The following is a 13,323-nucleotide window of genomic DNA, read 5'->3' on the forward strand; positions in this document are numbered from 1 at the left end:
GTGATAAAGAAATGAGATTTATTGATTTATTTTCAGGTATCGGTGGCTTTCGACTTGGAATGGAAAGTGTCGGACACAAGTGTATTGGATTTTGTGAGATTGATAAATTTGCTAGAGAATCTTATAAATCCATTTTTCAAACGGAAGGAGAAATAGAATTTCATGACATACGAGATGTTTCAGATGACGAATTTAAAAAACTTAGAGGGAAAGTCGATGTCATCTGTGGGGGATTCCCTTGTCAAGCATTTTCAATCGCAGGAAGACGATTGGGATTTGAAGATACTAGAGGAACTTTGTTCTTTGAGATTGCTCGGGCGGCCAAACAAATCCAACCACGTTTTCTTTTTCTTGAAAATGTTAAAGGCTTACTCAATCACGATAAGGGACGGACGTTCACCACAATCCTTACCACACTTGATGAGTTGGGGTTTGATGTTGAGTGGCAGGTGCTTAACAGTAAGGATTTTGGCGTTCCCCAAAACAGAGAGAGGGTGTTTATTATCGGACATTCTAGAAAGAAAGGTACCAGACTCTTATTTCCTTTCAGACGAGAAGGTCAAGCAACTAACTCTGAGACTTTGAAAGCACTAGGAAATTTGAATCCATCAAGAAGTGGAATGAGTGGTAAAGTCTATTATTCAGAAGGTCTTGCGCCAACCTTAGTTCGTGGAAAAGGAGAAGGATTTAAAGTTGCGATTCCTTGTATGACACCAGATAGATTAGAAAAAAGACAAAATGGTAGACGCTTTAAGGAAAACCAAGAGCCGATGTTTACTTTAAATACTCAGGATCGTCATGGTATTGTTGTTGTTGGAGATTTACCGACTAGCTTTAAGGAGACAGGTCGTGTCTATGGAAGATCGGGCTTATCTCCAACATTGACTACGATGCAAGGTGGAGATAAAATTCCCAAAATACTGATTCCAGAACCAATCCAATTTTTAAAAGTCCGGGAGGCAACGAAAAAAGGATATGCTCAAGCAGAGATTGGGGATTCAATCAATTTAGAAAGACCAAGTTCTCAGTATCGTCGTGGTAGAGTTGGAAAAGGTATAGCGAATACGTTAACAACTAGTGGACAAATGGGAGTAGTAGTGGCTAGCTATGAAGGAAAAGATAAACAAGTTTATCATGTAGCCGGTGTCTTGATAGATGGACAATTTTACCGTCTGAGAATTCGACGAATCACTCCTAAAGAGTGTTTTCGCTTGCAAGGGTTTCCTGATTGGGCTTTTGAAGCTGCTAGAAAAGTCTCTAGTAATAGTCAGCTCTATAAACAAGCTGGTAATAGTGTAACCGTTCCTGTGATTGCCGCAATCGCAAAGAAATTAAAAGAAATAGAGGAAAAAGATGAAAGCATTAAATAAAGAGTCAGTACTAGATTGTGATGAATTAGAAACAGAATTACATGATGCAGAAATCAGACAGCTGGATGAACAAATATTTTTGATGCCCAATTATCCATGTGAGTTTGAAGTGAAATTTTTAGATTATTACCATAAAAAACACAATTACCCACTATTTTATGAATCCTATCTTCAAAACATTATGGAATTCCTTGAAAGTCAGGATATAAAGAACGGAGCTGATGCCTTTGTAGATGATAATCATAATCTTGTTTTTGTTTTATATGGGCAAGGCTATCGAGTCGAGGGAAAAGAGGGAATACTTACAACCCAAGTAACTGTAAAAGCTTATGATGAAGACAAGAAATCAATTAACTTCTCAAATTTATTAGATTCCTTAATCGTCTCAGAATATCAAATGGAACCGAATCTTTGGGAGGTCTCCCATGATTGATCTCTATCTAAGTAAAAATAACCATAGAAATCAACTTCTTTTAGAATTCTTCCAAAACTATGGCATTGAGGTATCCTGTCATTCGATTTCTGAAATGACAAGGGATAAATTAATTGAGATGATGAGCTATTCTTCAGATTGTTTTGAGTTTTTATCTCCCAATTTATTACGATTTAAGAACCGTGACAATTTAAGATTAACGGATTTCATTGAAATGATATTAAAAAATCCTGAACTAAACATCAGACTTCCTCTTGCGGTTTCGAATAAGCGAGTTTATCCAAATCTGAGTCTGGAGGAGGCTAGAGCTTTATTGCCAAGAGATACGAAACAATTGATTTACATGGCACAAACACATTATTTATCTAACTAAAGGAGAATCGATATGGCAGAACGATTTTGGGAGAACTTGTCCATTATTTTGGCTGAAAGAAATATCAGCTGGATTGAGTTAACCAGAAAAATGTTTGCGGGAGAGTTTCACTATCCAAGTGAATTGAATCGTTTGTATCAAAAGATTCGTCACTACAAGATGGAACAACGAATGCCTCAAAGTCCATGGGTAGAAAGGATTGTGCAGGTATTAGATTTAGATTATGAAGATTTATTTCGGAGGTAACGATGAAAAGAATAATTCCAGTTTATATATTCCAACAAGTAAATGTCCTATTGGTATCCTTATACTTGCTGAAATTGCTTTGTATCAGTGAGTTAACTATACTAGAGATTCTCTATGGAGCGTCGCTCATTTCTTTTTTATGGATGTATGGTCAACGAAAACAAGTAATCAAGATTAATATGAAAACTAGGATAAAATGGCTTGGTATTGGATTTGTCAGCCTACTGATTATAAGTCTATGTTTTAGCCTAATCCATGCTCAAGGAAGCACGAATCAAGCAAACTTAATTGGGCTTCAACATCAAGTCCCTTGGTTTTCATTTTTATTGTTCTTAATCAATGCGAGTATGGTTGAAGAATTTCTGTATCGAGAAATTTTATGGAACTTGGTTAGAAAATTAGATATTCGAGTTGCTTTGACAAGTGTTTTATTTGCCTTAGCACATCATCCAGAAACTATTCTAGCTTGGTGTTTATATGTTTCATTGGGAATGTTTTTAGGGCTTGTACGCTATAAATCTGACTTATGGGGCAGTATGGGTCTACATTTAGTGTGGAACCTACTAGTTTATAGCTTGCTGCTTTTTTAGACCAAATTAGCTTGTTTTAGGGAAATGAAATGCTAACGTTATGTAACAATGTTAGTCTTTTATTTCAAAATCTTTGTTTAGTATGAATTTAGCTCTACAGGAAAATAAAAAATGTGATAAAAATTTCAACTACTCTTATCTATAATAAAGCTACCTGTTCTTTGAAAATTGAATCCACTCCGTCTTGATTAGCGTGCCTGTGTAAGTAGGGACTGAGAGTATTTCCCTGTGAAGGGCAACTGGCACAAGACGTGTGTGAGAATTTTCTAACAGACACGGAGTTTATCGTTACCAGACTTAAACGATGCGACAAACTAGATAAAGGAGTTAATCATGAAGGTAGTAAACTTGTATGATTTGAAACAAATGGGAAATAAAGGTGGATGTACCATCCAATTGATTCATCACTTTCCTTTTGGTATGGGCTTAGGACATCTCAAAAAAGACTACATTGAATTTAAACGTGTTGGTATCGTTGATGGGAAAGCAGTAGAAGTTACTCTTCGAGAACCTTATTCGAGAGATCTACTGCAGGTTGTCAAGTCGATTAAGCAACATCAGAAATTGATAGCTTATCGCTATAAAGAAGGAAAACTGCTATTTGTTAAGAAGGAGGCGTCAGATGTCCTCTGAACAACAGGAACGAATGGCAGTTCAATATGCAGAGCGTAGTCTTTTATTTACTGTAAGAAGTCTCTTAAAGATTCTAGAATGGTCTAGACGTCAGGCTTTAGCACAGGATTCCGCCTATAAGATAGGTGTGCAGAAATTAGAAGAATTGCTACAATCTCCCTATGCGATTGATACGATTAATCTGAAAAAAGATTTTTTAGACAAACCAATTGATATAGAGAAATTTAAAGCCTTTTTAGAAAAAGAAGAGATTCCTTTAGCCATCGCTTGGCAAGGGGATTCTCTGCATTTCTACACGAAAGACCGTTCGATTCTAGACAATCATTTAGACCATCTGCTAGAAAAAATGGTTAATGATCCGGAGAAATTAGCTGATTTTACCATGGATAAGTCATTAGACGATGCAATTGATGAGGCTAAATCCCAAATTACCTTTAGACAAGAAGGAGCCGTCAAACAGAAAGAGATGGTGAGATGATGTACAGTGGAAAGAAATTCCTACTATTCTCACTGTTAGGTATCTTACTAGGCTATCTTTTTCATCGTTTGACGCTTTTGTATGATTCCTATACTGGAAATACCTTAGATAAATGGACTCATCTTCTAATGGAAGGTCAAGATGAAGTTCTTCAGTCGCCATGGAATGTTTCTTTTACTGGAAAATCAAGTGCTTTTTTTCTACTAGGTTTTGTGATGATGTTGCTGGTTTATCTCTATCTAGAGACTGGTAAAAAACAATACCGAGAAGGGGTAGAATACGGGAGCGCCCGTTTTGGAACTCTAAAAGAAAAGAAGCTCTTTTACGGTAAGGAATTTTCTCATGATACGATCTTAGCTCAAGATGTTCGTTTGACATTATTAGATAAAAAACCACCCCAATATGATAGAAATAAGAATATTGCGGTGATCGGAGGTTCAGGAAGTGGGAAGACATTTCGCTTTGTGAAACCCAATCTGATTCAGATGAATAGTTCTAATATTGTCGTGGATCCTAAAGATCACTTGGCCGAAAAAACAGGCAAACTCTTTTTAGAACATGGCTACCAAGTAAAGGTGCTAGATTTAGTCAATATGAAGAACTCAGATGGCTTCAATCCTTTTCGCTATATAGAGACAGAAAATGATTTGAATCGCATGCTGACGGTTTATTTCAATAATACCAAAGGCTCTGGCTCCCGTAGTGATCCATTTTGGGATGAAGCTTCTATGACTTTGGTACGAGCTTTAGCCTCCTACTTGGTCGATTTCTATAACCCACCTAAAACAAGAGAACAGCTCATAGAAGAAAGTCGTTTAAGTCAAAAGGAATACCAAAACTTGTTGAAACGTCAAAAAAAAGAAGTGGAAGAGCGAAAAAAACGAGGGCGTTATCCAAGTTTTGCTGAAATCTCAAAACTCATTAAACACTTATCCAAGGGTGAAAACCAAGAAAAAAGTGTCTTAGAAATTCTATTTGAAAATTATGCTAAAAAGTATGGGACTGAAAATTTTACCATGCGAAATTGGGCAGATTTCCAAAATTATAAGGATAAGACTCTGGATTCTGTCATAGCTGTAACCACTGCTAAATTTGCCCTCTTCAATATTCAAAGTGTCATGGATTTGACCAAAAGAGATACCCTTGATATGAAGACATGGGGCAAGGAAAAATCAATGGTTTACCTAGTTATCCCAGATAACGATAGTACCTTTCGCTTTCTTTCAGCCCTCTTTTTTTCAACCGTATTTCAAACCCTAACAAGACAAGCAGATATTGATTTTAAGGGTCAATTGCCTCTTCATGTGAGAGTCTATTTAGATGAGTTCGCAAATATCGGAGAAATTCCAGATTTTGCTGAACAAACCTCAACAGTTCGTTCTCGTAATATGAGTCTCGTTCCCATTCTTCAAAATATTGCCCAACTTCAAGGGCTCTATAAAGAAAAAGAAGCTTGGAAAACCATTCTTGGGAACTGTGATAGCTTAATCTACTTAGGCGGTAATGATGAAGATACCTTTAAATTTATGAGTGGCTTACTCGGTAAACAAACCATTGATGTTCGAAATACGAGTCGTTCCTTTGGCCAGACAGGTTCAGGATCCCTTTCTCATCAAAAGATTGCTCGTGATTTAATGACACCTGATGAAGTCGGAAATATGAAACGGCATGAATGCCTGGTTCGAATTGCCAATATGCCTGTCTTTAAAAGCAAAAAATACAATTCAACCAAGCATCCAAACTGGAAGTACCTAGCCAATCAAGAAACCGATGAACGGTGGTGGAACTATCAAATCAATCCTTTGAATCAAAGACAAGAAAATCATCTTGAAGGCCTTAGAATTCGTGATTTAACTTTTGAATCTAGTTTAAAATAAAAATAGAAAAGAGGAAATAGATGATTACGCATTTTAAAGGTTTTGTTTATGGAGTAGACGCAAGTGCTATGTTTGCACAAGCTATGTCTTTGTTACAGAAGGGATTGATTGCGGTTGGTGCCTTTCTCGTTGTTGTGGGGATTGTCAATCTTGCAACCAACATTAAAGATGGTGGACCAGGTGTTCGGAATGCCATTCTGGAAATAGTCGGTGGTGTTATGGTAGGGGCTGCTGGAGCCTTTGTAACTCAAATTTCAATTTAGGAGGATAAACAATGATATGAATCTTAGTTTAGTCTCACCCTTTGTTTACCTTGCATCTGAAAAAATATCAGCTGAAAATTTATTTGAAGGATTTAATGTAGATTTACAATCTACGGTAGATCTGATTAAATCTCTATCTAGCTATAATCCAACCGTTTGGACTTACATGTCTAGTATTACTAAAAGTGTCATGCAGCCTCTTGGAGTTGCGATTTTATCAGTTGTTCTTATCTTAGAATTTTCGAAGATGGCAAAGAAGATTGCTAACTCAGGAGGAGCGATGACCTTTGAAGCATTAGCGCCGATGTTGATTAGTTATATTATGGTCGCAGTGGTAATTACCAACACTACCGTGATTGTAGAAGCCATCATCGGGATTGCGAGTCACGCCATTGAACAAGTGGCCTCGATTGTGGCTCACGGTGGGGCAAAGTATGATACCATCTCTGGATTAAAAGGTTCAGGATTTATTGGCCGGATGATTGTGGGATTTTTCGCCCTCCTCATTTGGCTAGTTCGGATAGTAAGTGCAGCCATGGTTAATCTTTTGGTATCTATTCGATTTATTCAACTCTACCTTATGATTCCATTTGCCCCTCTTACGATTCCAACATTTTTAAGTGATGAGTGGAAGTCTATTGGTATTGGCTATTTAAAAAATATTATGGTCTATGCGGTACAAGGGGTTCTTATTTTTCTGATTGTTTCTCTTGTTCCTTTGTTTGAATCTGCTGGGAAAATAGCTGTTTCAAATGGTGCAGGAGTCTTGCAATCTCTTGCGATTATGTTTGGTAGTTTAATACAAGCTATCTTACTGATTATTGCCCTCGTTGGTTCTCAACGTACGGCTCGCTCAATCTTAGGTATGTAATTAGATAAAGGCTAGGAAGTGATTGCTTCTTAGCCTTTTTAGAAAGGAAAGTCATGAATACACGTGTCTTTAAAGACATCTCAAAATACCAACACAGGGCTTGGTTAGGTTTCACCACAAGACAAATCATTTTTGTTTTACCAGCCTTTATTGTCACAATTATTGTTTTGGGCTTGAATCTCTTTTTCTGGCAATTTGGAGATTGGTTTGTTTACGGTTTTGTGTTTGCCTTTACCATTCCCCTCATGCTTTTTGGAGTCTATAAACCCAATGATTTATATTTTGAACATTATTTGAAATACCGTCTTCATTTTGAATTAACGGTTCCCTTACGCACAATTACAGGAAAGAAAGGACCTGAACATGAAAAGAAAATCAAATACATTAAAGAAACAAAAAACTTCAATGACTAATAAAAAGGAAGTAGTTAAAGGGAAAAAAGAGGAAGTGTTACCCTCTACGGCTAATACTCTTTCCTATCAAGCCCTGTATCAAAATGGTCTGATGCAGGTAAAAGAAGATTATTTCTCACAAAGCTATTTACTTGGAGATGTCAATTACCAGACCGTTGGTTTAGAAGATAAGGGGGCAATCATTGAGAAGTATTCTGATTTGATTAACTCCCTAGACGATCAAACCAACTTCCAATTGACTATCTTTAACAAAAGATTGAATTTAGAAAAATTCAGACAAAGTGTTTTGTATGAGGAAAAAGAAGATGGGTATGATACCTATCGTAAAGAATTGAATCGGATGATGAATCAGAATTTAGACAGTGGCGAAAATAACTTTTCGGCTGTTAAACTGATTAGCTTTGGTAGAAAGGATTCTAATCCCAAACAAGCCTATCGTTCCTTGTCCCAAATAGGAGAATATTTCAAGAGTGGTTTCTCAGAAATTGATGCTCGATTTGAATCCTTGGCTGGAGAAAACCGTGTCAACTTGTTGGCCGATATGCTTAGAGGAGAACACCATCTTCCTTTTTCTTACCGTGATTTAACCAGATCTGGTCAGACAACTCGTCACTTCATAGCACCTAATCTCTTGGATTTTAAAAACAAGAATTACCTACAAATCAATGACCGCTTATTACAGATTGTCTATGTAAGAGACTACGGCATGGAATTAGGGGATCAGTTTATCCGAGACCTCATGCAAGGAGATTTGGAATTGATTGTGAGCCTCCATGCACAAAGTTCAACCAAGGCAGATGCCATGAAGAAACTACGAACAAAGAAGACCTTGATGGAATCACAAAAGATTGGGGAACAACAAAAACTAGCTCGTACAGGTATCTATTTGGAAAAAGTAGGTCATGTATTAGAAAGCAATATCGATGAAGCTGAGGAACTCTTAAAAACCATGACAGAGACAGGAGATAAACTATTTCAAACAGTCTTTTTGATTGGTGTTTTTGGTCAGGATGAAGAAGAACTCAAACAAGCCCTAGACACGATTCAACAAGTGGCCGGCTCAAATGACCTAATAATTGATAAACTTCCCTATATGCAAGAAGCAGCCTTTAATAGTTTGCTGCCATTTGGTTGTGATTTTTTAGAGGGAGTATCACGGAGTTTATTAACGTCCAATGTAGCAGTGAACTCACCTTGGACTTCAGTAGACTTACAAGACCGTAGTGGGAAATATTACGGTATCAATCAAATCTCAAGCAATATTATTACCATTGATCGCAGCCTATTAAATACACCGTCTGGTCTGATTTTAGGAACATCTGGAGCTGGGAAAGGGATGGCAACCAAGCATGAAATTATCACGACCAAAATCAAGGAATCTGGTGAAAATACAGAAATTATCATCGTGGATCCAGAAGCAGAATATAGTGTCATTGGCCGGGCTTTTGGGGGAGAAATGATTGATATTGCGCCTGATTCCCAAACCTATCTCAATGTCCTTGACTTGTCTGAAGAAAATATGGATGAAGATCCTGTAAAGGTAAAATCAGAATTTCTTTTATCCTTTATCGGCAAGTTATTGGATAGAAAAATGGATGGAAGAGAAAAATCGATTATCGACCGAGTCACCAGACTCACCTATCAGTCTTTTAAAGAACCTTCTTTGGAAGAATGGGTCTTTGTCTTGAGTCAACAACCAGAAGAAGAAGCGCAGAATTTGGCACTTGATATGGAACTGTATGTCGAAGGTTCTCTTGATATTTTTTCTCATAAAACAAACATTCAGACAGGATCCAATTTCTTAATCTATAATGTTAAAAAGTTAGGAGATGAGCTGAAACAAATCGCCCTTATGGTGGTTTTTGATCAGATATGGAATCGTGTTGTTCGGAACCAAAAATTAGGGAAGAAGACCTGGATTTATTTTGATGAAATGCAACTTCTCTTATTAGACAAATATGCCAGTGATTTCTTCTTTAAATTGTGGAGTCGTGTCAGAAAATATGGCGCTAGTCCGACTGGGATAACCCAAAATGTCGAAACCTTATTGTTAGATCCAAATGGTAGACGAATTATTGCAAATAGTGAATTTATGATTCTCCTCAAGCAAGCAAAAAATGACCGAGAAGAACTAGTTCAACTCTTAGGCTTGTCAAAAGAACTCGAAAAATACCTAGTCAATCCAGAAAAAGGGGCAGGACTGATAAAAGCTGGATCAGTTGTTGTTCCCTTTAAAAATAAGATTCCCCAAGATACTCAATTGTTTGATATCATGAGTACAGATCCTGATAAAATGGCTTCTAACTAAGGGGAAGTAAAATGAAGGATAAAAGAGAAATCATACGTGCCCGAAAGGCATTTAGAAGAAGTCTAAAAGATGAGAAGAAATTCTTGAAACAAGGAAAGAAGGAGGTGAGGAAACAGAAAAAAGATTCCTCTGTACTGGATGAAAAAGCATGGAAAAAAGAGATAAAGCAAAAGCTAGAGGGGATGAGAGAAACTTCAAAGGAGAGAGTAAAACAAGCAAATGAAGACTACAATCATATTCTTCAAAATAGTCCTCCATCTCTTTTGAATCGGAAAGAATTAAGAGACAGACGGTTGCCTCATGCTAGGAAACGATTGAAAATAGCCAAGGAGCAATTTAGAGAAGCCAAGGTAGAAGCAAAAGAAGAAAGAAAAGAGAGTCGTAAAGAAAGAAAAAACAATCAAAAATTTCTTTATGGTCAGGAATCGAAACAAAAATCTAATTTTTTCTTTCAAGGGAAGAGTTTAGAAGAATTAAAAGCTAAGAAAGAAGTCAAGGCCGCCAAAGAGAATCTAAAATCTGCTAAACAAGCCTATAAGTCCAAAAAAGTCAGTAGGAAAGCCAAAACTTTTCTTTATGTACTTGGACGTGAAGGAGGAGAGTTAGCTTCAGAAAATGAAGATTTAGAAGGTTATCGCACGCTTCAAGAGACAATTAGAAAAGGAAAACGCTACAGCCGAATTTCTTATAATCTGGGAAAAGCTAGTGTTAAGACAGGACAAGCAACAGGTCGTTTTACGAAGAAGAGACTTGCTAACACAAAAGAGCGTTACCATCATTTTAAGGCTGGAAAAGGATGGAAACTAGCGAAAGATAATCCAAGTTCCTTTAAAAATCGGTATCGAAAATTAAAGAAACAAGGTCTTACAAGTGTCCGAAATATCTATCAAAAACTAAAAGCAGCCTTTTCCTTCTTTACATTTGCGGCTGGGAATCCTATAACATGGATAGTAGGAGGATTAGTTTTTCTTCTCTTACTTATGATGAGCTTCTTTTTAGGATTTTCATCTGCTAGTTTGATTCAACAAGATGAATTTGAATTAACAAAAGCTTATACCCACCTAACTTGGGAAGACGCAGAACATACTCGTACAAATGACAAAGGAATTACTTATTACACAAAAGTTGATGATGTGATGGGGTATATGAACTTTAAATTCCATGACTATGAGTTACACAAACCAGTTCACTTATTTAGTTCAGAATCTTACAAGGATTATCTGTCTACTTTGTGGCATGATTTAAACGATGGAGAAGATTTAAAATCCATGCAAGACCTTTATGAAACTCCTAAGTATAAACTATCAAAAGACGATCAAGAGGAAATGAAGGAACTAAAAGAAGAGGGTGTGTATGCTTCCATGCAGGAATTGGACAATCCATTTGAGGGGAAAAGCAACGAGGATAGTCTAACCATGACTTATCGTTATGGCTACTATGATTTAGACGGCAAACCTACCCTTCAGGAGTACATTCTACTAGAAGCGAAGGCTCACCAAAGGATTGTCGCACCAATGGATGGTGTTGTATCTCTAGACGGAGATAATGTTATTCTCACTAACGGAAAAGGAGAGAATGAGAGTCGCTTAACCTTATATTCCATTCATAATGGCCGTGCGATTGAGGGAACAAGAGTTCTAACGGGTGATGTTATAGGTGAAACACCAGATGATACAGGTTTGAAAGTTTCCTATCAAAAGTATAAGAACAAGAAAGAAAAATTGGTGTATGTCAATCCGCAATTTTATTTTCCAAAAGTCATTCAACTTCAGACTACTATTTTACCAGCAATTGGTCAGTTTGGTGGGGATGAGTTTGAACGAGCAAAACATATTTATGAGTTTTTGAAATCTCAAGGGGCAAGTCCCCAAGCCATTGCGGCAATTTTAGGAAATTGGTCAGTAGAGTCTTCGATTAATCCAAAACGAGCAGAAGGAGATTATTTATCCCCTCCTGTTGGCGCTACCGATTCCTCATGGGATGATGAAACCTGGTTAGCAATTGGTGGTCCAGCCATTTATAGTGGTGCTTATCCTAATATCCTTCATAGAGGTTTGGGGTTAGGTCAATGGACAGATACTACAGATGGTTCAACACGTCATACAGCTTTATTGAATTATGCACGCAGCCAAAATAAGAAGTGGTATGATTTAGACCTCCAACTTGATTTTATGCTTCATGGGGATAGTCCTTACTATCAAAGTTGGTTAAAGGATTTCTTTGGAAATACAGGCAGTGCTGCCAATCTCGCCCAACTCTTTCTTACCTATTGGGAGGGAAATTCTGGTGACAAACTACTGGAAAGACAAACCAGAGCAACGGAATGGTATTATCAAATTGAAAAAGGCTTTAGTCAAACAAATGGAGGACAGGCAAAAAGTGACCCACAATCCCTTGAAGGGGTTCGTGGGGACTTGTATGATCATTCTGTTCCTGGTGGTGGAGATGGTATGGCCTATGCCTATGGACAATGTACATGGGGTGTTGCGGCTCGTATGAACCAGTTAGGATTAAAGCTAAAAGGTAGAAACGGAGAGAAGATTTCAATCATTAATACCATGGGAAATGGTCAGGACTGGGTTGCGACAGCTTCAAGTCTTGGTGGAGAAACGGGTTCCACACCAAAAGCAGGTGCTATTGTTTCTTTTGTCGGAGGTACCCATGGCACACCAGCAGACTATGGTCATGTGGCTTTTGTCGAGAAGGTCTATGATGATGGTTCTTTCCTTGTGTCTGAAACCAACTATGGTGGCAACCCTAACTATACCTTTAGAAAAATCTCTCAAGCAGATAGTGCCATTAGTTTTGCTTATACGGTGAAATAAAAGAATCATGTCATCAGTTTAGGTGACATGATTCTTAGTTTTTATAGAGTGACATATTTAATGCCATAGGCTGATAACTTACTTGATGATCGTCTTTAATCAATTGACTGTAAGCAACAAATCCGAACTGTTCATAAAATTGAATGACTTTAGGATGATTGATACTATCTAAAAATACCATCTGAGTTCCTACAATTGCTCGAAATTCTTCAATTTTTTGAATTACAATTTCAAATAACTCTTGTCCTGATAGTTTATTTAGCTTTGTGTTTTTGCCGAATTGACCGATAAGTAACACAGGGAGATAATCAATATTTTTGGGACTTTTCCCTTTTAGGACGAGTTTCTTTTTTAAGGATTTCTCTAAATCAGAAATATCAACAACTTTGAGAGATAAACTAAAGAATCCTATGATGTTACTTGTTTCAATTTCTTCAACGATAAAATTACGAGAACGATGTTGTTTTTCAAAATTGGGAGCTTTATCAGATAGATAAGTCAACATCTCTTCATTACCGTTGAAATTAACATTTTCTAAAATGATAGTTTTAAATAGCTCCTGAACTTGTTTCTTAGTTTTATCAGGAGCCAGCACTTGAATATTTTCAAGATATTGCTTAAGTGGTGTTACTTGAATTGTCAT

Annotated in this window: 14 protein-coding genes; 13 read left to right on the forward strand and 1 reads right to left on the reverse strand. The window is 37.1% G+C overall.

What is annotated here, in order from left to right; all coding sequences use genetic code 11:
- Positions 1-11 precede the first annotated feature (11 nt).
- From dcm to QM374_RS00175, 13 genes are all read left to right on the forward strand, one after another.
- Positions 12-1,370 (forward strand): DNA (cytosine-5-)-methyltransferase, encoded by a 1,359-nt coding sequence (dcm, locus tag QM374_RS00115; protein WP_049525962.1) that lies wholly within the window; start codon positions 12-14, stop codon positions 1,368-1,370.
- Positions 1,354-1,803: a hypothetical protein gene (locus tag QM374_RS00120; RefSeq protein WP_414310543.1), complete on the forward strand. Its 450-nt coding sequence runs from the start codon at positions 1,354-1,356 to the stop codon at positions 1,801-1,803. The genes dcm and QM374_RS00120 overlap by 17 nt, the downstream gene beginning before the upstream one ends.
- Positions 1,796-2,176, forward strand: a complete 381-nt coding sequence (locus tag QM374_RS00125; RefSeq protein WP_049525958.1) for an arsenate reductase — start codon at positions 1,796-1,798, stop codon at positions 2,174-2,176. Before QM374_RS00120 ends, QM374_RS00125 begins: the two co-directional genes overlap by 8 nt.
- Before the next feature lie 12 nt (positions 2,177-2,188).
- On the forward strand, positions 2,189-2,422 hold the full coding sequence (locus QM374_RS00130; RefSeq protein WP_000840776.1) for a hypothetical protein: 234 nt from the start codon (positions 2,189-2,191) through the stop codon (positions 2,420-2,422).
- Between the two features lie 2 nt (positions 2,423-2,424).
- Positions 2,425-3,012, forward strand: coding sequence for a CPBP family intramembrane glutamic endopeptidase (locus QM374_RS00135; protein ID WP_049525957.1), 588 nt, complete (start codon positions 2,425-2,427; stop codon positions 3,010-3,012).
- Positions 3,013-3,345: 333 nt separating this feature from the next.
- The gene (locus tag QM374_RS00140) at positions 3,346-3,645 is read left to right on the forward strand and encodes a hypothetical protein (protein ID WP_414310544.1); all 300 of its coding nucleotides are present in this window, start codon (positions 3,346-3,348) and stop codon (positions 3,643-3,645) included.
- A complete protein-coding gene (locus tag QM374_RS00145) occupies positions 3,635-4,123 on the forward strand; it encodes a hypothetical protein (protein WP_049522123.1) in 489 nt (162 codons plus the stop codon). Before QM374_RS00140 ends, QM374_RS00145 begins: the two co-directional genes overlap by 11 nt.
- Positions 4,123-6,000 carry a VirD4-like conjugal transfer protein, CD1115 family gene (locus tag QM374_RS00150; protein WP_414310603.1) on the forward strand — a complete coding sequence of 626 codons (1,878 nt, stop codon included), beginning with the start codon at positions 4,123-4,125 and terminating at the stop codon, positions 5,998-6,000. Before QM374_RS00145 ends, QM374_RS00150 begins: the two co-directional genes overlap by 1 nt.
- 20 nt (positions 6,001-6,020) lie before the next feature.
- Positions 6,021-6,263, forward strand: coding sequence for a hypothetical protein (locus QM374_RS00155; protein ID WP_000627865.1), 243 nt, complete (start codon positions 6,021-6,023; stop codon positions 6,261-6,263).
- A gap of 16 nt (positions 6,264-6,279) precedes the next feature.
- On the forward strand, positions 6,280-7,134 hold the full coding sequence (locus QM374_RS00160; RefSeq protein WP_001054256.1) for a conjugal transfer protein TrbL: 855 nt from the start codon (positions 6,280-6,282) through the stop codon (positions 7,132-7,134).
- Between the two features lie 53 nt (positions 7,135-7,187).
- Positions 7,188-7,547, forward strand: a complete 360-nt coding sequence (locus QM374_RS00165; protein ID WP_001097589.1) for a PrgI family protein — start codon at positions 7,188-7,190, stop codon at positions 7,545-7,547.
- Entirely contained in the window at positions 7,498-9,855 is a 2,358-nt protein-coding gene (locus tag QM374_RS00170; protein WP_414310545.1) for a VirB4-like conjugal transfer ATPase, CD1110 family, read from the forward strand. The genes QM374_RS00165 and QM374_RS00170 overlap by 50 nt, the downstream gene beginning before the upstream one ends.
- Positions 9,856-9,866: 11 nt before the next feature.
- On the forward strand, positions 9,867-12,680 hold the full coding sequence (locus QM374_RS00175) for a phage tail tip lysozyme (protein ID WP_414310546.1): 2,814 nt from the start codon (positions 9,867-9,869) through the stop codon (positions 12,678-12,680).
- 34 nt (positions 12,681-12,714) lie between these two features.
- Here QM374_RS00175 and QM374_RS00180 read toward each other — a convergent pair whose 3' ends face one another.
- The gene (locus QM374_RS00180) at positions 12,715-13,323 is read right to left on the reverse strand and encodes a hypothetical protein (protein WP_075228627.1); all 609 of its coding nucleotides are present in this window, start codon (positions 13,321-13,323) and stop codon (positions 12,715-12,717) included.

It is taken from the genome of Streptococcus infantis (assembly GCF_047465525.1).
In the GTDB taxonomy this organism is placed as follows: domain Bacteria; phylum Bacillota; class Bacilli; order Lactobacillales; family Streptococcaceae; genus Streptococcus; species Streptococcus infantis_R.